Genomic DNA, 19,652 nt, shown 5'->3' on the forward strand with positions numbered 1-19,652 from the left:
GCCGTTGGAGCGTGGCGTCTCTTGACGCCCGAATCGTGGTCGGCGGCCTACTCATCACAGCGTCAATTCCGCGCCGCGCCACCCGTCCGCCACCGACCGCGCCACCACTCACGACTTGACCATGAGGCTCGCGAAAACGGTGACGCAAGCTTCGAGCTGATCCAAGTGCAGACAACACCAGGCTTCCTCGGCAGTTGTCTCGTCGGCGTACCGACCGTCAAAGCCGCGCGGCTTGATCGCGTGCATCTGAACCACAAAACGCTCGCACCAGGATTCTTCGAAACGACTCAACCGATCCGTTCCTCGGGCCCCCTCGAGCCGTGTCCAAAGCGTTGGTAAGGAGTGCTCTCGATGTCTTGGTTCGGCGTGGTGGGTCGCCAGGCCCACCTTGATCGCCACCTCGCACACGTGGTGAGCTAAGAAGAGAAGCGGACGTGTCACCTCGTACCCGGCGTTTGAGGCCTCCGACGGTGTGCGCGCGCGCTCCACCAGTTGGGCGAAGGCCAAGAACTGTTGGTCCAGGATCTGCCGCCACCTCTCCGCATCTCCGTAGGCCGTGAGGTCTAGGCAATGACCACCGCCGGGGTGGTCGCTGGTGTCGTGAGGGTAGGCGAGCGGCTGGTCGAGATCGGGCAGCGTCATGGCCACGATGGTGACAGGCTGCGAGCGGAAGCCGTCTACCAAGGAGCAAGACCTCCTGGGTCCGCCCTCCGCAACTCGTCCCCACGCCTACTTCGGGCGGGTCCGCCATCGGACAACGGGTGACATCCCAACAGATCTGAAGCGCTCGGGGAGCCGCAGCAGTGCGAGTAGGAGGGATCAAGTACGGTGACGACAGTCGGGATCTACTAGAGGGGTGTGCATGAGTGGTTCCGCGTCCTTAGAGGAAATCCAAACTAAACCTGTGGCTGCTCCTTTGTTGGCTTCCCAAGTGCAAATGGGACGCTTTCGATCGCCAGCCAAAATTGTAAGCATCTTCGACCCCGATGAGTGGGAAGAATTCACGAACGAATGGGTCGCGATACTCCCGGGCTACGCCAAGGTCGGAAGGATTTCCGGCGCCGGTGATCGCGGAGTCGACGTAGCCGGCTGGTTGTCCGAGAGTGGCTTTGCTGGAGACTGGGATGCGTACCAATGCAAGCATTACAACCGAAGCCTCGAGCCAGCGGATGCATACAAAGAAATCTTCAAGTTGTTTCTGGCCGTTCTGGACGGCGTCTGGGCGCTCCCCCAGCGCTACTTCTTTGTCGCACCGAAGGGTTGCGGCCCCTCGTTGATGCAGTACCTCAACGGCGGGAGGGACCTCCGAGCAGCCTTTCTTGATCGGCTACAGGCGGACATAAAGACGCAAACCATCACGAGTAGCAGCGAAGACCGCGTCCGAGTAGAGACCTACGCGGCGTCCGTCGATTTCGCGATGTTCCGTGAAATATCCGTTGAGGACGCGTTGAGCTCTCATAAGCAAACAGACCGGTACGTCTTGCGCTTTGGTGGCGGCATGCCACCTAAACCCACGCCGGAACCGGTCCCCGAGGCACCCACTAGCGAAGAGGCCCCATACCTAAGCGCGCTTTGGCCCGTCTACACGGAAAGATACGGGACGGAACTAGACTCGTTTGAGACATGCGTAAAGGACACTCGCGTATCAAACCATCTGCTTCGACAACGCGAGGCATTTTATAGTGCCGAGACATTGAAGCGTCACGTCAGGGACCTGCTCCCCCCGGGGGCGTATGACGCCTACCAAGAGGATGTGTACGTGGGGGTTGTTGATACTTGTGAGGCAACTTACCCCTCTGGGTACGACAGACTCGGGGCCACCATGGCTCAAGCTGCGCGGATCGACATATCTGCAAACGCCCTCGTGCAGAGCAGCGAGATCAAAGACAAACAAGGCGCCTGCCACCAGCTCGCGGGTGACGAGGGCCTGAGGTGGGTAGCGACACCATGATTCTTCTGAACGGGCCCTTCGAATCGAGCATCCACACCGCTTGCCTGCTTACCTCGGCTTGGCCGGAACCGCTGGACGTTGACAGGCTTGCATTGATGGAGCACTTTGTGTTGTTTGGTGGGCCAGACGTAGAAGGTATCCAGCCCCCGATCGGCCAAGCGTCTACAGGCCTCTCCACGAGAAGGAGCAACGTGAGAAGCGGCCTGCAGGTGCTCTTGCGAGCTGGTCTGGCCGAGACGGAAGACGGGGGCGCAGGATTCAGGGCCACGGAGAGCGCTCCGGCCTTCGTATCACTCCTGGAAAGTCCGGCGGCCCTGAAGATGAGGGCTACTTGTCAGCAAGCGGCGAATACGGTTGGGCGAATGAACGACGAAGACCTAGTTGCAGCGTTTGCGCAGCTTATGCTTGCCGAGCTTCGCCCAGCAGCCACTCATGACGACGGGACGCTCGAGTGATCTGGATCAAGTCAATCACTGCGACCGGGGCTGGAGTCGCGGCGGCATCTTTGGAGTTTGCGCAGGGCCTAACAGTGGTGCACGGTGCATCCGACACCGGAAAGTCATATTTGCTGGACCTAATTGACTTCGTATTTGGTTCACAGGCGGACATTCGAGTCCTGCCTGAGGCAAAGGAGTTCACGGCGGTCGAGATGGTTTGCCAGGTCTCCGAATCAGAGGGGCTCGAGACATTTCGGAGGCGCTTCGATAGCAAAACGATTGAGCGTGTCTCGGAAGATTCATCGAGCCGGTCACTCAAGACGAGACATTCCGTGTCTGCATCCGACAATATCTCGCGTTTGATGCTTGCCGCGATGGGCGCGGACGAGTGGGTAGTGATCAGGAACCAGAACGGCGACACCGACACCGTTAGTTTTCGCGATGTTCTCCACTTGGTCCTTGGAGATGAGGATGGCGTCCTTGGAAAGGCGCCACCTTTCTCATCTGGTAAGTTTGAAACGGGTACCAAGGAGCGGTCTCTCGTGCGCTGCATCCTTAACGGTGCGTCCGATCCGGCGCAGGTCAAGGGCGCGAGAATCAAAGAGAAGGCACTGAGTAAAGAGCAGCGAAAGCTTCTGGACCGCCTCATGGGGCGGCTCCTTGGGGAACTCGAGAACGAGCCTTCCCGCATAGAGGCTGAGGGCATGCGTCAGAAGCTGGCGGCGGCAGTAGAGGAGAGAAGCGCTCACCTGGAACCCGCCCTGCAAGAGCTCGACTCGGCTCTCCAATCGCGCTCCGACGTTTCCGCAAGCGGTGCGGCAGCGAGTAGCCGAGCAGCGGAGATCTCTGAGTCCCTCGCGCGCTTCGAGGTGCTTAACGCTCAGTATCAAAGTGACATGGAGCGGCTCGATGTAGTGGAGGAAGGTGCCCTGATTCTCAATCTCCATGAGACGTCGACGTGTGCGCTGTGCGGCCAATCCCTAGACGTGGAGACCGAACCGACTGCGCACGCTGAACACGCAATTCACGCAGATCAAAATGACGGGTCTATAGCGGATGCTGTTCGCCGGGAGCGCTTCAGAATCGAGATGCTCACCGACGGTCTACGCTCGACGATGCGCGAACTCGAGGAGGAACTCTCGGCGGCCCAGGGAGCGGCTCAGGATGCCCAACTTGCCATCCTTGCTGCTACTTCACGTCTTGCCGCCGCTGAAGGGGTGGTAGCCCCCGTCAGAACTGAGATCGCCGAATTGAGCCAGAAGCTAGCGTCCTTGGACACGACGCTCGCAAAATATGAGCAGCTGGATTCCATCGACGAGTTTCGATCCGAGATCCAGAATATCGAGGGTCAGCAACTGCCTAATCTCCAGATGTCCCCGGTGGCCCTATCCGAATACTCCAAGGAGGTTGCCCGGGTGCTAGCGGCGTGGAGCGTCCCGGGGGCAAGTACCGCCCACATCGTTCCCGAGACTTTGGAAGCCTCATTGGAGGGCAAGCGACGGTCCGAGCGCGGAAAGGGCGTACGCGCGATCCTTTACGCCGCGCAGGTTGTTGCATTCGCGCAACTTTGCATCCGAAAGGGCCTTCCACACCCGGGGTTCGTGGTCCTCGACTCGCCCCTGGTCACATATAAGTCTCCCAAGGTGGAAAAGGGTGACACGGAACTCATCGACGATGAAGTTGGTTACGCGTTCTATCGATATTTGGATCAGGAGTTTCTCGGCCAGGCCATCGTTTTCGAGAATGTGGATCCAGGCCAATCCGTCACCCGAGGGACGACCTACGAGTTCTCGGGCAACGATTCGGGGCGGTGGGGCTTCTATAAGGTTGCCGCTTCGGGGGATGAAAGCCTCGGTTCTCCGCCGAAATAGATTTGGCCGTCATCCTCAGGATGTGGTGGCGCCAGCGCGCAGGTGGGAGCCCTGGTCGAACTTAGTTGCGTCACATCGCGGGGCGCGCACCACAATCTCGCCGTTCCGGTCCGTCAGAGGTCGTCTCGAAGGCCGAGGATCTTGGCGAGAGTGCTGCGGACATCGAACCCTGAATTCAGTTGTATTTGCGTGATGCCACCAGCAGAGACCGCACCATGGAACAGGTCCATTACGTCGGCTTCGAACAAAGATCGCGGCCTCGCCAGGCTGAGGGAATGCTGGCGGAATCGCCGATACTCGCCTGGCGTGCGGAACAAGACGGAGAACCACTCGTCGCCGACCTTCGATATAGAGACATCCCACGACGCCCTGAACGCCGCCATTACTGGCCCGGGGTCCAGCAAAGGATGGGGCTGAGTGAAGAGCCTGGGATCATCCGGGTTCTCGTCGAGCGTTCTTGAGCGTTGCCAGTTGATCAGAATGCGATCCGTGACATTATTGACGTCTGCGATTCTCGGGGCGTTCATCGCAAGGTACGTAGCCAGCCAAAGTATCGGGACGTCCAGCAAGTTCTTGCGCACTTCGGAAACTATCTGACGAGCGTCTGATAGAAGTTCTACGCAGTGGTAATCGGCACACGACGCGAATGTCTTCAGGATGCGCCCACTCAGATCGTCGGCCGGCGGCAGCCAATGTTCCGAAACCAAGGCTTGCGCCTGGACAAACAACTCCCGGTGCTTAGGTTCGCCGTCCAGGTCAAGCGGCGAATACGGTTGGCCGCGCGTATAGGTGTTGCTCTCGTAGTCGAACTTGCGCTGGCACAGGTCGATCAGTCGCGATTGCACGCACGGATTCACGAGGAAGGCATCCGCGTCGTACCCCAAACGCATGTGCCAGTTCCCGTTGTACTGCGTAAGTTCGTCAGGTGTCTTCGTTCTGATGAGGCGCGCCGCGTACCAGATGTCTTCGCTTGCCTGCCGGAAGAGCGCGTCGAACCGGGCAGCGCTACCAGGTGGGTCGTCATGGTCCAGCCGGAGTGCCTCCTGGATGTCGTCGATATCGTCCGCCTTCTTCGCCTCCAAGAACCGGATGTCAGTCAGGATGTCTGCAATCGCGGGCCGGTCGCCTGGGCTCTGCGCCAGCATGCGTGTCACTACGGGGTCGAGGTAGGACATAAGCGGATGGGACGCCTCGATGGAACGATAACGAGGGCCGACGGGTAGCTCTCGAGTGAAGCACTCGTGGACGATCATGCCCAGTGCGTAGACATCGGCTTCCGGTCCCACGTCGCGGGCGTCTTGCCCCTTCCGTTGTTCTGGAGATCGGTAGTCCCTGTTGCCGACAAGTTCACCCGCGGACGTTAGGGCGGAGTCCGCGAAGTGAGCTATCCCGAAGTCTGCTAGGGCCGCGAACGCGCCATCGATGAGCACGTTCTCCGGCTTGACGTCGCGGTGCACGACCCCACGCTCATGCGCGAATTGCAGCGCCGCGCCAATCTGTTGGATGTACGACAGGAGCGTGCTGGCGTCCGTTTCCCCTCGGTCGATGACGCCGCGAAGAGTGTCCGGGTAGAAGGGCATGATGTAAAAGGGTCGATCCTCGTACTCACCCCTCGCCACGACAGGGACGATGTGGTCGTGACGACAACTCGCTTGAAACAACGCTTCGCGGTTGAACCGCTCGACCCTTTTCTCATCGGCGCCGACTCTGAGCAGCTTGACGGCCCAGAGTTTTGCCTGGGCCTCAGAAAGCCACACGTCGCCTGCCCCGCCACCGCCAACGGTCGTCTGCAGTTCGTAGTCAATGCCTTTGCATGTCAGCCTATGCCCCTTCTTGAGAGACAACGCCCACCTTCCCTCCTGATCGGACTGGCCTCGAGCGAACGACGGGGCCAGGCTGACTCTTGTTATGCGCAACCGCCCGATTCGACCCAGCCATCATGGACCACGCGCGACACGACGACTGACTGGAGCCGTCGCGAGAGTGGCAAGCGTCCGCGCCCGTCAACCATGGCTCCGAACTGCTCGATGGCTGTGAGGTCGCTCAGTATGGCGCCCAACTCGCAAAGCATTAGCGCAGCGATGGCTTAGGCCTTATTAAGGGCCTTGCGTCGCACCTTCGCAAGTGCGGGGCCGGAGGTGCCTCACTCTCCAGCCCACATGACAACCCGCCATGGGTCACTTCGCCGCCTGCGGACTCGCTGCTTCGGCGAACGGGGTCTACCGTCGTTGCGGTTCGGGTGCCTGGGCCGCGTTGGCGGCGGGCGTGACCTTGGCCTCTCGCGGTCGCCGCATGAGGTGACGCCATGTCCGCTCCAACGACTCTGCTTCCGTTCCAGCCGTCATCAATGTCGACCGCCCAACTGGCAGCGGTCTCGTTCTTGGCCCGCTACTCCGGGCGCACCCACACCCTTTACGCGTTCCAGCTGCGGCAGTGGTTCGCCTGGTGTGAAGCGAGCGCCCTGGACCCGTTGGTGGGAATCCAGCGGGCCCACGTCGAGTTGTACATCCGCAGCCTCGGGGATCGGGGCCTGATGGACTCCTCAGTCGTGACGATGATGCACGGCGTCCGGGGCTTCTTCCGGTTCGCGCACATCGACGGTCTCATCCCCGCCGACCCGGCCGTCTACGCGAGGCTGCCCAAGGTCCACCGCGACGAATCCCGCACCCAGGGTCTGGACCGACTGGAGCTGATCCGTTTCCTCCAAGTCGCCCAGACCATCACCGTTCACCACGGCGCCCTGGCATATCTGCTCGGCATCAACGCCCTGCGCGCTTCGGAGGCTGCCGCGGTGCGGATCGAGGACTACGCCGACACCCTGCGTGGACACCGGGTGCTGCACTTGGTGGGCAAGGGCAACAAGCCCGCCACGATGCCGATTACCGTTCCTGTGCTGCGGGTCTTGGAGGCATGCCGGGGCGAGCGCACCAGTGGGCCACTGATCCTCCGGCCGCTCACTGGCAAACCGATCGACCGGCGCGACGCCTACCGGATGGTCGCCCGGATCGCGAAGGCCGCCAGCATCCCGCGTCACATCAGCCCGCACTCGCTGCGGCACGCCGCGATCACCAACGCCCTCGACGCGGGCGTTCCCCTGCGGGATGCCCAGATCCTGGCCCGGCACGCCGACCCCAGAACCACCGAGCACTACGACAGAGCACGCGGCAACCTCGACCGACACGGCGTCCATTTCCTGACCGCCTACGTCGCCGGCGTCTGAAGCGAAGGGCTTAGCTGCGGCCGCGTCAACTCCGCCCACTATGGGCGCAGCCCTAGACTCAGATGCTCTGCCGAGCACGTTGGCTGAAGCGCAGCCAGACGCGGGTTCGAACTGCCTCGAGAGGGCTCTCGTCCAAAGTCCGGTGACCTGAAGGGCTCCCGGGTAGGCTCGAAGCCACTGCGAATAACAGCACTCTTGCATGCGAGGGGTCACTCTTGATTCAGGCGCTTTCAGGCGCGCGCAATCACCTGCGCGGCATCGGGGATCGATGGAACCCGAGTGGCTTCTTGTCGAGCGTTGCCTCCGCCGCGCGAGGACGAAGCCAAGACGGCGCCTCGGACGGGGGACTGCTCAGTGTTCGAGGTTCTTTTCCAACGATCATCGCCGAGGGCCTGGGAATGGTCCCCGCCCCAGCCACGGGTCTCGCGCTTTGGCTGGGTTCCGTTCCGCACCAGTCGCCGGGGCTATCGGAGTGGTACTTCACCCCTGACACTTCGGAACGAATAGCCTCGATGATGTCGGGCCGATCGCTGCATCTTGGCAGCCCATCGGTGGCGGCGTTGTGCTCCTCTCGGGCCACACTGGTCGACGCCAGCCCGTGGGTGTCTGAACGCTTTGACCTCCGGGCAGCTCGCTTCATCCAGGCCGATGTCGCGGAGATTCCGGACTCCCAGCTCTTCGACGCTGCCTGTATCGACCCACCTTGGTACGGAAGGAACATCGAGAATTGGCTGCGGCTGGCGAGCAGCTTAACTAGACCTGGGGGCGTCATAACACTGGCACTGTTGGGAGAGTTGACGAGGCCGGATGCGGCTAAGGATCGGGTGCGAATCCTTAAGTTGGCGCGTTCTATCGGTGAAACCGAAATCTACAGAGATGAGGTTACCTATGACATACCCCTTTTCGAGTGGCGCGCTCTAGAAGCAAGTGGCCTTGTTTTGGAGGACGTCTGGCGCAGGGCCGACTTAGTGGTGGTGCGAAACGAGCGCCCCGCCGCCCGACCGAAGATGACGGTGGAGCGCCGACCTTGGAGAGAGATACGGATAGGTGATCATACTGCCTCCGTGAGGAGCGAGGTCTTCGATTCCGAGTTCGCGGGTGAGAGTGCCAGCGCCGCATACGATGCACTTGGCACTCTGGATAGCGTAAGCCAAAGGCATCCGAGTATTGAAAGAGCACATATTTGGAGCTGCGAGAATAGGCTCATCGTAGTTCATGATGCTGGGTCGGTCATTGGTGCTCTGGAGTGGCTGAGCGAGTCGGCCGGGACAGCCCGTACCGGGGATGCTCCAGAAATCGCCATGCGGGTATTTCAAGACCTTTTTGGGGGAGACTAGTTGTTGATTCTACGATTCAGTGACTTTGAGACTGACACCATTGCTGAGCACGCAGACATTATTGCAGACGCAGGAGCGGTTTGGTGGGCATGGTGGAAGAAGGTGCACGAAGCTGACAGAAGCGATCTACTGGCTGGCCTGGTGCGGCAGTTGAAGGACGGATCGGTACGGCTAGGGCTCACTGACCGCGTAGATGAGCGGTACTTCGTTGCCGAGTGTGACAACTGCGTCTACACGGCAGATGGCGAGCTACCGTGTCCCGAGCCAGATTCGGCACCGGTGTATTACCGCGACATGGCCTTTCCTGCTTGGTTTCGATTCACCACTATTTCGCAAGTGAGTCGGGGGGATTGGGAACAGGAGTTCGGACGGGTCCCCACTGGCGACGCCACGATTTACGAGCTCCAACGGGCTCGGCCCCAGATCGAGTCGTACCTCATGGAGGCGGACATACCTGAGGGGTGCGAAGGCGTGCTCCATATATCCGACCTTCATTTCGGAACGGACCATGGGTACTCGCGCCGGCCGCAGGATTCAACGTACTTTCGGCGCAATCTTCTTGAGAAGGTGACCGAGTCCCTCCCATGTCGCCCAGCCTGCGTCGTGGTCTCCGGGGACCTGACGACCAAGGGTCAGGGCGACGGGCTTCGCAGCGCCCGGCTGTTCCTTGAAGAACTGGCCGAGCGGCTCGGGCTCCCTAAGCATTGCATCGTGATTGCGCCAGGAAATCACGACATCCTCATCGATGACCCAGAGTTGACACGCGACTTCAGCAATGAGTTGCCCTTCCGGGAATTGCTCGCACTGTTCTATGGTGAAAAAGTCGACATTGAGCGGGTTCACGATCTTAGGGATCCGCATGGCCGGCACTACATCATTGGGGTCCTGAACTCGTCTCGTCCTCGTCACCGCACAAATATGGATTATGGATATGTGGGCCGAGATCGAAGTGCCCCAGTGTTTCGCTCCATGAGCGCATTGGCGCAACGCCCGCGCCAAGCCGCTTGGGTGGCCGTAACTCTGCACCATCACGTACTGCCGGGCCAGCACGTGGAAATTCCAGAGGAGGAAAGGCCAGTGAGCCTGTGCTTGGACGCAGGGGAATTGCTAACGCTTGCGCAGGAATCTGGGGTCTCCACCATCTTGCACGGTCATCAGCACCTTCCCTTCGCTGCTTCAGTCACACGGCTTGCCGAATACACTTCGGCGGGCGTCGTTCGGCCGAAACGATCAGCTATCCACGTCTTGGCGTCAGGCTCGTCGGGAGTTGAAGCAGGTCGCATTCCAGGGGAGATCGGCCTAAACACCTTTTCGATATATCGCCCCTTCAACGCAAAGGGTCGGGTGAAAGTCGCGTGTTACGCGTATCGCGACGTCCGTGATGTTGAGCGTGTGTGGGAGCTCACTCTTAGGAATTGACTCGGGCCTTGCCGATGGCGCGGCCACCCCGTCTCCGGCACCCTCGCGCCCCGCTCGTTGCTGCGCCCCCACTGGGACCTTCAACTCACCCCTCAGGGTGTCGAGCTGTGCACGTGAGCTGCAAAGCAGGCCGGCTTCCTGGGGTGAGCCAGCCCGCCAAGGGGACCAGCCTGAGCGGGTAGGGTGGGCCATCCCGTTGAGAGGTGGAGCAGTTTGAGACGCCGAGCTCACCATCGAGGATTTGTGCCGAGCAGCCGCCGGAACGGCAGCGTCGGCGTCTCCGACAGGAGCGGCCTCCATGATGAGTCGGGCGGTTCACATGGCTGCGCGTCGCATCGCGGTCCCGGGGCCCTCCTGGATTGAATCCGACTGCCCGAGCAGAGAGACGACTCAACTCCAGCCGCCGAAGGACAGTGAGTCGCGTGCCGAGCAGGCCTGAGTCTTCCGGAATGGTCATCGGGACAACTGACGCGCGGATCGGGTGCCTCTGCTCACGCTCTGGCGCTGCGAGACTCGGGGGACCTGACCGCCTAGCCTGTTGCCGATGAGACGGCCAGAACCAGATCCCCGACTGTTGACCGCGCTGGGACGGGTCACCTTCTTCGCAGCCAATCTCGAGTACATGCTGTCCCTGCAACTCGGCTGGCGGGAGAGGCGTGGAGAGAATGCTGCGAAGTTGGTCGAAGAGCTAAAGAAGGCATCACGCCATCCCCGTTATTCCGCCCGCGTTCCGGAGTTGGCTGCGCTCGCTGACGACCTGACAGAACTGTTCCACGCCCGCAATGACGTGGTACATGGAAACTGGGCCGTCGGAGTCCACGACGACGCTGGGTGGCGCGCTGCACGGCCGGAGCCATTACGCCGCGCGGGGGAAGACGGGCCGGACCTAGTTTTGCTGCACGCGAGCCCCGAGGCGTTGGAGCACCTCGCCGACCAGCTAGACGAGGCCGCATCGAGGGTGGTGCGCCTGTTGGCGGTGGGGCCGTCACTAGGCTAGGTCGGAGTCTGGTGTCAGCGCGAACGAGTTACGCCAACTGCTTGTAGAACTTCAGCCACAGGTCCGACTAGGGGATACGAGTAGATCCCCGCCCGGCAACGCCCGGACCTGTCGCGGTTCCGAGCGGTGAGTCATTTCACCGCCTATGCCCATGGAAACGTCGGTGGGACCAGTTGCGTAAAGATTCGAGGACCTTGTCGAGTTCCTCCACTAAGCGCTCAGGTCGGGCGGTGACGGCGGCATCTGTGCACCAGCGCCATTACCAATGGTCTAGCCCTGCAGGTGTGACGCATCAAACGTCCCTCATCCAGGGGGTGTGAGGGTGGAGATCAACAGAGTGCAGGAGTGTCCATTGATGGGTGATTAGCGATCTGGACCGTTTGGCCCCATCATTCCTTTCATGGCAAAGAACACGACGGTGACGATCACCGATGACCTAGACGGTTCGGCCAACGCGAAGGAGGTTTCGTTCAGCCTCGATGGCAGGACCTGGCTGATCGACCTCAGCGCCAAGAACCGCGCTGCCATGGAGAAGGCGCTCAAGCCCTACATTGCCAAAGCAATTGAGCAAGGCAGGCAGGGCCGTCGCGGCAAGGCAGCCCGCACGCCATCTCGGGCAAAGTCACGCACCGACCTGGGCGCCGTCCGCGAATGGGCGAAGACCAACGGTCGCCACGTCAGCGAGCGGGGCCGGATCAGCGCCGACGTCCTCAACGCATACGACGCAGCTCAGTAAGCGGTTCGGCACCCTCGCATCAGTGCAGGATGTGCGGCATACCGCCGCGAACGGAACCGGGGTCGCAGTCCGGCTATCTGGCCGCGGTGCTAGCAGCGTCCCTGGTCATTCCCGGAAACGCATGTTTTCGCTCGCGAGAAACCCCCGTCGGTCAGCGCGACTGCAGATGCCGTTGCGGCCGTAGTTGCTAGACACGATCTGCTCCCACTGCAATGCAGAACCGAACTTGGGCTTCTGCACGTTGGTCAGGCCCTGGCCGAGGAGACCTACAAAAATCGCCTCCATCTCCTCGATCCGCTTGCTCGTCTCTCCTCGGGCTATGGCGTCGCGGTCCTTGACGCGCGCCCACTGAGGATAGATCGGGTTGGCTTGAGTGCCGACGTCGCTTACACCGTCGAAGCTGAACCACGAGAAGGTCGTCCACTGCTTCTTGTTTTCGACGTGGTGTTTGACCAATCGTTCGGCGAAACCCATCCTGCCGCGCGCGATGCCGACGTAGACCGGCTTCTTCCTCAGTTCCAGCACGTAGACGCCGCGCGCCCAGCCGAAGTCGCACAACCGCAGCCCCGGTCGCCGATCGCTCACACGCCCCAGCATTTGCCACTGATTTCCGGTGCTCCATCGAACCTCGTCACGCCGCCAATGACGGCCGAATGCGAGCACGAGTCGGGACCGGTCAAGCGGTTCAAGGGCCATGTCCGGAGTCTGCCGTCCCACGTGTGCTTCTGACGCGAATCGGCCCGACGAACGGCAGCACATGCCCTCATCTCGATCCTGTCGGCAACGCCGCCCGACGGACGACGTAGGCAGTTACGCCTCCTGGTGTCACAGCAGACCCCGATCGTTGAGCAAGCGTCACTCCGCCGCTTCGGTTGCAGTCGCGCGCCGCGCTCACCTGTTCGTGACCGGTCACCTCCCACTCAGTCTCAGCGAACATAGTGACGAATTGCGGCACAGAGGCGAGCCGGTGGCGGCAGAATGCGGCGTCAGGGATGACGATCGAGGAGACATCGACGGTGCCGGACTACTTACGCCTCACTCTGCCGCAAGAGGTCGCGGATGACCTCATCTCAGACCGGACTGCAGTGCGGGCGCTGCGCATGCGTGGCACGGCCCTCACCGACGCTGTCCACATTGCGGTGGAGTCCATCAATACCGGGTCGGCCGCCGTATCGGTAGTCGTCGCCGTGGCCACCTGTCGACGGCTTGCTCAGGCGTTCATCCGTCGCCGGCGGCCCTCGGACCCGCACAAGGCATCACTGAGAATCACCATAGGGGATCGCAGCGAACTGCTGGAGGTGGACCTCACCGATCCTGGCGCGGAAGACCAGCTGTTCGACTTCTTCGTCGAAGAGCTCAATGCCAGCTAGTTTGCCGACGGGCCGGATGGCGGTAGGTGCGCGGGCCGGCCCACATGTTGTCAGTGCTTCACGGATGAGTCGCAGGTGAGCACGAGAGCACTCGGGCCTGTCAGGCCACGCGATCGCTGTGCAGCCAGCGATCTTCGCCCCTGGGGGGAGCGATGCCCAAGGCGTGATAGACGCGTTCGGCCTCGCCGCTTGCGAGGTGCGGCGTCACGGCCTCACCCGTGTGGTGGTAGTTGTCGCGTCCGCCTGCGAGAAAGCGTTCGACGACTGCCGGATTCCTTGAGTCGAGCCCCGTCAAGTTGCGCATGGCAACGCATGAAGGGTGATCAGTGCGCAGGGCCGCAACGAAGACGTGGTCGATGTCGTACACGCACTGTCCAGCCTCTCTTGCGAGATCACGGGCATCCACGATGATCGCGAGAAGCTCGTCGGAGATCACGCGCGGCCTGTGATCGAGACGCGCAAGCATGTTCCGGTACCCCATCAGGTGCAGAGGCGCAGGCCACTTGGTGATGAAGCGTCTGCGGACCGCGGCTCTGACGCGCCGGGGGAGTCCGTCAGTGTGTCCATAGGTAGCGAAGCAGGTCATCAGGTCCGCGACGTCAACGGTGGGACTGCCGGGGAGCGCGTGCTCGGCTGCGTCGTCGATTCCTCGTAGGAGGTTCTCTTCCGCCCAAGCGGGGAAAGACACTCTGGCTGTTGGATCGGCTGCGGGAAGCGCGCCAAACAGTTGGAGTCCGGCCCATGCCATCGGGGCGGCACTGCTATCCCCAGCACGCCAGCGGTGGAGCATGCTCAGTTGCAAACTCGAGATGAGGACGTGAAGGGGGACTCCGTCTGCGACGCCAGCAACCATGTATCGATCCACTTCGGGTATGTCGAGGATGGGGAATGCGGTAACTAGGGCTCGACGTGCGCCAGCTTGGATGAGGGCCGCGCCTAGGACCGTCCACTCTCCAAGGAGTGCACTGGTCATGTCGGAGCTCTCACACGCCAGGGCAATGACTTGGCGTGGCATCGGGTAATCGGTGTCAGCGCGAGCGATGTCGGAGGCGAAAAGGACGTCGCTCGAGTCGATGTTGTCCAATGGTGCTAGTGCGAAGCCGCGCCGGTTCGCGATCTTGACGGTATGGCAGGCGAGGAAGAGCGTGCTGTCGTAGGGCGCTGCGCGCAGTGCGGCGGTGAGGCTAGCGCGGGGATCTTCCGTCTGCGAGTCGATACGGGCGGCCTGTAGGGGCAGATGAGCCGAGGCCTCCTCGGCGGCATATAGGTCGCCACCGGGATCGACTAGGCATGTGGCGATGGGGCAAGTGTATTCGTCGTCTGCGTCTGGTGTGGGGAGGACGGAGGCGGGTGGGACGATCACGGTGTCGAAGGATTCGACCAAGCGATGCCCACCAATGCTCGTCCAGGCCCACGGAATGTGGGCTAGTTCGGGTGCCAGCGCCATGCAGATCGTCGTCCGAATGCGGTTGTGCGACCGAACGTCGGTGATGGTCCTGGGTAGAAGCTGGCCCACTCTGTCTGCAAGCGTTGACTCGACGTCCGAGGGAGGTGCCAACAGGGCGCTGCGGCTCATGCGCTCGAAGAAGTCATGATCGCTTTCGCCCTGGCCTTGAAGGCTGAGATGTGGCCCAAATTCCTGTAGCACCGCGTTTACCGCGGCCATGGAGATGCGCCCGCCCTGCACGACGCCTTGTTGATCTTCGCTTGTGAGGGCCCAGTAGAGATGTTTCCTCGAGACGTGTGTCGACCACCACCACGCACCCTTGCCCCCGGCGGCGTGAATGATGTCCTCGAGGTCGACCATGGTGGGGCGGCTGCCAAAGTAGTAGCGCTGACTTCCCAGTATTGATTGGCCCGCGATCCTTAAGGCCGTCGGTCGCAAGTCCTCGCGGCTGGTCCCGAGCTGGAGTCGTGCTGCTTCGATGATCTCAAGAAGAAGGGGCCAGTCTTGGAAGCCATGCACCTCCTCTAGGAGGGTGTCCAAAGTGGGGAGGAAGGCGTCCCACCAGCAAGCACGATCGTCGGGGTCGGCTAGTTCGTGGCGCACGACATTTAGTGACGCAAACGCTTGCGCTCTCAACTGGATGCTCTCGGAAGTGACGTGTTGGCGGTTGTTTCGGTGCAGGTCGGCGCCCCTGTTGCAGTAGGCCGCGACGACGAAGGGAGATGACAGCTCGGTCAGGACCAGTAGCGCGTCATCGTCTAACAGGAACATGGCCGGGGACTCTTGGTCTCCGGCGAATGCCAGTCTGGTGACGGCGGCCCCGCGAGCCCCTAACTCATGAGGCGCGGGCTGTTGGAGCTGCCGGGCCTCCAGGGTTGAGCGATCGAGGAACTCACGGTCTTGGGTGAGAAACAGGTCGGCCAGCGCGAATGCCCGGGAAGCCGCGGTCCCCGACGTGAACTGGTCGATCCCGAGAAGCGTCTCGCCCAGCGCCAGGTAGCAATCGGCCGCCCACATGACGGTATCTCGCGTGATTCTGCTTGGAATCAGCCCAGCGATCTCTTCCGCAATCACCATGGCGGAACCGTGCGGGATCGACGCGCGAAGCCAGGCGAGCTGGGTGGCCCGGCCAAGTGAGGTCGTGAGGTCTGGCGCCTCCCGAAGTTCAGGTGGTCGGGTGCCGAGTAGTGCGTGCACCTGCGCTTCAACCAGGTCCCTCACGCCGCAGTGTTGATCTGCTAGGTGGCGGGCAAGGCGCCGGGCGTGGCCGGGGTGACCGTCGAGCGCGTGAGCGACTGCCAGGGCCGCCATCACGTCAGGGTGAGCTGCTTCTTCGCCTTCCAGGTTGGTGATGACCTGGCGCGTTCGTCCTTTGGCCAGATCGACCCATGCGCTCTTGACACGCGCGTCGGCGGGTTTGGTCAACGGAACATACCCAAGTGTGTGGTTGGCGCGGAGGAGCATCATGGCAAGGCTGGCCGTGATCGGCGCGAGGAGGACCCACCAGTGAACGCGCGTCGCCAACATCGTTAGTGCGACTACGCCGAGAACCCGTAGCCAGGCGTCGGTCCATTGCCATCGCCCAGAAGAGTTCTCGATGACGATGGCGGCGAGCAGTCCTAGTCCGAATGCCGCGGTTGGATTTGCAGACGGTGCGAGAAGGGCGGTGGCAGTGCCGAGGACGACTCCCGCACCGATCGTGACGAAGGAGTCGTATGTTCGGCTCCGAACCACGAAAGCCGCGGCGGGCCTGATGAAGGTCGTGAGTCGCCCCGTGAACCGGCTGTCGATGATTGACGTCCCAGTGGCGACGGCGTATTCACCGACGTGAGCACTTAGCCTGACGACGAACCACGCGATCGTGAACCACGCAGCCTCTTGTGGTCGCCTCAGCAGGCACAAGACCAGAGCGCAGCACAACAGCCACGGCACCCTGGAAGGCCACACCAGTGGACGTGTCTCGCTCACGAGCAGCGGTTCGACGCGATGCTGGGGCTGCGTGGAGAACAGGGCAGCGATCGCGAAGCCCACCAACCACCACCCTCGACCCGCAACAGCCCCGCCGACGATCGCAACAGCAACAGTCACCCTCACGCCAACCGAAACCACCTGACAGGCTCGTTCAACACGCCAAGCCGGCATCGAGGTGAAACCGATCGGCTCTGAATCGGGATGTTTATCGGTGGTCTCCTCGAGCAGTTGCGTCGCGACCTGCGAACGCAACGACGACAGGTCGTCGGGGGACATGGTGGGCAAGCCAAAAGAGTCACCCAGCGAGCCAAGAGCCTCGTTCGTGCATGCTCTGCTCGTAATACCCAGGGCTATGGCCACGTGCCCGACCTCAACGCTGCTGCTGCCAATCGCTTTCGCGACCAACACTGCTGCCCATCTAACCCGCTCAAGCTGAGCTACCGTGAGGAGGCTGTGAGGCAGGATTAGTTGCGCGAGATCGTGCTCGTCGATGGAAAGCCGAAAGCGAAGCCACGACTCGGGTTCCCACCGCTCTAAAGCGCGAACGAGGCGTTCCCGTGGGGGCGTTCGAGAGGCGTGACCGTCAACTGAGGTGAACGGGCGCGCGGCGCGTTCGGTCCACTCCATTGCTGCACTCCTCGGTAGGGTTCGAGGACTTCAGAGCAATCCTGCCCGAAGCGTTGAGACCGCGTACCCGGGCTACGAAATCCACTGCTAGCTAGAGGCATAGGCGAGGCTGACCCCTCGCGATCGCTTCGTGGTGCCCACCCATCCAGCAGCCACGCCTACGTGGCGCCAAACCCGCCGCGCCGCTCCGCCATGTGCGGTCGTGACGCTGCTTGCAGGTTGACGAGCAGGTTGCGTCATACGGTCGCTTTCGCCCCACTACGACATGCCAACTACGCGGCCTTCGTCAATGGGAGACCTGAGCTGGCGCACCCCCCCTGCCCGCCAACTAATGCGCCCCACAGCGCACACCCGGCCCGCGCCAGCCCAGCCTGCCTACGCGCACCCCTCCGGGTATTGCACCTGCGGGACGAGCCCGGCGTTCAGGCCGGCGACCACGCCCTTGTCGTCGATGTCGAACACCAATGCCTTGGTCCGGTCCGGGCTGAACGCGGTCACGACCTTCCAGTCGATGGCGACCTCGCTCGGCTCCGTCGTGGCGCCCGGGTACGCAGCGAGCACGTCTCGCAGCCGGCTCCCGACGTGGATGCCCTTCGCGGTCACCACGCGCGACTGCCCCGCGGCGCCACCGTCGGGACTAACCCGGGGCACCGTGACGGACTGCACCGGCCCGCCGGCACCGGTGCCGTCGCTGAGCATGTTATAGCTCACGCCGTCGGCGGTGAACCGGCCCTGGGCGCACCCGCCGAAGTCCATCGTCTCAGGCCGACTCGAGCCCAGCGCGGCCGCGAACTCCGTCATCCGCATCCCGATCCTGGCAGGGCCCACCCCGTCGAAGCCGAGCACCGGCCCAGCTGGCTGCGCGGGCGCCGCCGACAGGTCCGTGTTGGTCACGGAGATGGTCAGGTGGTTGGTCTGGGTGACCTCACCGATCAGGCCGACCACTTGGGTGACCAGCAGCGACGCCAGCGACGTCAGAACGCCGACGATGACCGCGGCCGCGCCCTCCACCTGCCCGCCGAAGCAGTCCAGCACGGTGCGCAGCACCCGGCCCGGGTCCGGGTCGGCGCCGGCCTCGATGACCCCGGCGGCGCATTCCCCGAGTGCGCGGACCTGGTTGAAGGCCAGTTTGGTCCCGGTCACCGTCAGCGCCTCGTCGATGGCGGCCACCAAGACCGCGATCAGGCCCAAGCCAGCGTCGACGTCCGCGGCGACCTTGAAGTCCCGGTTCCCCGTGATCGCCAGGCCGGCCTGCCCGCCGGGGACCAGGACTGTCCTGCGGTCTGCCAGTTTGAACACGGTGAAGTCGAACGCGGCGACGGTCGCGATCTGCGCCCAGTCCAGCGGGGCCACCGGCGGCACCGGCTTGACTTGCCCCGCCGGCCCGGTCAGCGTCCAGACGAAGGGGGAGTTGCTGCGCAGGGTCAGTGTTGGGTCGCCGTTCACCTTCTCGGTGCAGGCGTAGATCCCGTTGCCGTTGACCTTCGCGGAGTACCGGTGCCCGCCGGTGGCCAGCGGCTTGCCGTTGCACGCCGGCGCGTCGTAGCGCAGTTTGAGGTAGTCGTTGATCGCCTTGGTGAACGTGGCCGCCAGCGAGTCACCCCACGCCCAAAAGCCACCCGAGAAGTGCCTCAGCGTCACGCTCGCGGTAGTGCCGGCCCGCTTGACCGGCAGGCCCTCCCAGGCGCCGGTGGTCGAGTCCTGGGTTACGAACGCCAGCCCGCCCCTCGAGGCGGCCGCCGCCGGCAGGTCGATGGTGACCGTGACAGGCTCCTTCGGCTGCACACCACCCTCGAACGCGATGTCGAACCCGGGCGCGGCCGGCTCCCACCGCACACCCGCGGGCATCTCCGGGTCCGGCAGCGCGGTCAAGGTGGCCTCGGTCCCGGCCTGGGCGACCGCGGCCGGCCCGCTCACCGTGGAACTGCCATCGGTGATGGTGAACCCGGACGCGGTCACCGTCGCAGTGCGCTGCGGCCCGGTCGGGGACGGCGGCGCCTTCGCGTCCCCCGACATGCTGCACCCGGCCAGAGTGGCCACCAGCAGCCCGACAGCCACCGACCTGGCCCGCCGGGCCCCCCATTTCCGCATGACAAGCATTCTGGCGGACGGCGTCCGCTTCCCGATGAGGAACCGGGCGACTCTCGGTCTCTTTCCGGAGGATGCTCGCCACAGTCTGACTTCAATCCGATTGGCGAGTGGCACAGTGCGTCACATCGCCGCTCCGGACTCACTGCTTCGGCGAACGGGGTCTAGCGTCGATGCGGTT

The 19,652-nt window shown here is 62.7% G+C and carries 13 protein-coding genes; 8 read left to right on the forward strand and 5 right to left on the reverse strand.

Annotated elements, in window-relative coordinates; translation table 11 throughout:
• Window positions 1-108: 108 nt before the first annotated feature.
• Window positions 109-642 carry a hypothetical protein gene (locus tag V6K52_RS09190; RefSeq protein ID WP_353953557.1) on the reverse strand — a complete coding sequence of 178 codons (534 nt, stop codon included), beginning with the start codon at window positions 640-642 and terminating at the stop codon, window positions 109-111.
• Window positions 643-862: 220 nt separating this feature from the next.
• Between V6K52_RS09190 and V6K52_RS09195 the strand changes: the two genes are divergently transcribed.
• The 3 genes from V6K52_RS09195 to V6K52_RS09205 are packed head-to-tail and all read left to right on the forward strand — an operon-like array spanning window position 863 to window position 4,259.
• Window positions 863-1,951 (forward strand): ABC-three component system protein, encoded by a 1,089-nt coding sequence (locus V6K52_RS09195; RefSeq protein ID WP_353953558.1) that lies wholly within the window; start codon window positions 863-865, stop codon window positions 1,949-1,951.
• Window positions 1,948-2,406 carry an ABC-three component system middle component 2 gene (locus V6K52_RS09200; RefSeq protein WP_353953559.1) on the forward strand — a complete coding sequence of 153 codons (459 nt, stop codon included), beginning with the start codon at window positions 1,948-1,950 and terminating at the stop codon, window positions 2,404-2,406. Before V6K52_RS09195 ends, V6K52_RS09200 begins: the two co-directional genes overlap by 4 nt.
• Window positions 2,403-4,259 carry a hypothetical protein gene (locus V6K52_RS09205; protein ID WP_353953560.1) on the forward strand — a complete coding sequence of 619 codons (1,857 nt, stop codon included), beginning with the start codon at window positions 2,403-2,405 and terminating at the stop codon, window positions 4,257-4,259. The genes V6K52_RS09200 and V6K52_RS09205 overlap by 4 nt, the downstream gene beginning before the upstream one ends.
• Window positions 4,260-4,372: 113 nt before the next feature.
• On the opposite strand, the gene V6K52_RS09210 is transcribed toward V6K52_RS09205, so the two are convergent.
• Window positions 4,373-6,103, reverse strand: a complete 1,731-nt coding sequence (locus V6K52_RS09210) for a serine/threonine-protein kinase (protein ID WP_353953561.1) — start codon at window positions 6,101-6,103, stop codon at window positions 4,373-4,375.
• A gap of 461 nt (window positions 6,104-6,564) precedes the next feature.
• Here V6K52_RS09210 and V6K52_RS09215 point away from each other — a divergent pair, with 461 nt between their 5' ends.
• The 4 genes from V6K52_RS09215 (at window position 6,565) to V6K52_RS09230 (ending at window position 11,968) form a co-directional block, all read left to right on the forward strand.
• Window positions 6,565-7,479 carry a tyrosine-type recombinase/integrase gene (locus V6K52_RS09215; RefSeq protein ID WP_353953562.1) on the forward strand — a complete coding sequence of 305 codons (915 nt, stop codon included), beginning with the start codon at window positions 6,565-6,567 and terminating at the stop codon, window positions 7,477-7,479.
• A 602-nt stretch (window positions 7,480-8,081) separates the two neighbouring features.
• Complete coding sequence (locus tag V6K52_RS09220) at window positions 8,082-8,816, forward strand: hypothetical protein (RefSeq protein WP_353953563.1); 735 nt, start codon at window positions 8,082-8,084, stop codon at window positions 8,814-8,816.
• A gap of 438 nt (window positions 8,817-9,254) precedes the next feature.
• Window positions 9,255-10,235, forward strand: coding sequence for a metallophosphoesterase (locus tag V6K52_RS09225; protein ID WP_353953753.1), 981 nt, complete (start codon window positions 9,255-9,257; stop codon window positions 10,233-10,235).
• Between the two features lie 1,397 nt (window positions 10,236-11,632).
• Window positions 11,633-11,968: an Lsr2 family protein gene (locus V6K52_RS09230; RefSeq protein WP_353953564.1), complete on the forward strand. Its 336-nt coding sequence runs from the start codon at window positions 11,633-11,635 to the stop codon at window positions 11,966-11,968.
• 105 nt (window positions 11,969-12,073) lie between these two features.
• Here the strand turns inward: V6K52_RS09230 and V6K52_RS09235 are convergent, their stop codons facing one another.
• Window positions 12,074-12,664, reverse strand: a complete 591-nt coding sequence (locus tag V6K52_RS09235) for a hypothetical protein (protein ID WP_353953565.1) — start codon at window positions 12,662-12,664, stop codon at window positions 12,074-12,076.
• 296 nt (window positions 12,665-12,960) lie between these two features.
• Here V6K52_RS09235 and V6K52_RS09240 point away from each other — a divergent pair, with 296 nt between their 5' ends.
• Entirely contained in the window at window positions 12,961-13,338 is a 378-nt protein-coding gene (locus V6K52_RS09240; protein ID WP_353953566.1) for a hypothetical protein, read from the forward strand.
• Between the two features lie 100 nt (window positions 13,339-13,438).
• Here V6K52_RS09240 and V6K52_RS09245 read toward each other — a convergent pair whose 3' ends face one another.
• Together V6K52_RS09245 and V6K52_RS09250 are read right to left on the reverse strand one after the other, a co-directional pair.
• A complete protein-coding gene (locus V6K52_RS09245; protein ID WP_353953567.1) occupies window positions 13,439-17,032 on the reverse strand; it encodes a CHAT domain-containing protein in 3,594 nt (1,197 codons plus the stop codon).
• Window positions 17,033-17,758: 726 nt separating this feature from the next.
• On the reverse strand, window positions 17,759-19,474 hold the full coding sequence (locus tag V6K52_RS09250; RefSeq protein WP_353953568.1) for a hypothetical protein: 1,716 nt from the start codon (window positions 19,472-19,474) through the stop codon (window positions 17,759-17,761).
• Window positions 19,475-19,652 lie beyond the last annotated feature (178 nt).

The organism is Knoellia sp. S7-12 (assembly GCF_040518285.1).
Taxonomy (GTDB): domain Bacteria; phylum Actinomycetota; class Actinomycetes; order Actinomycetales; family Dermatophilaceae; genus Knoellia.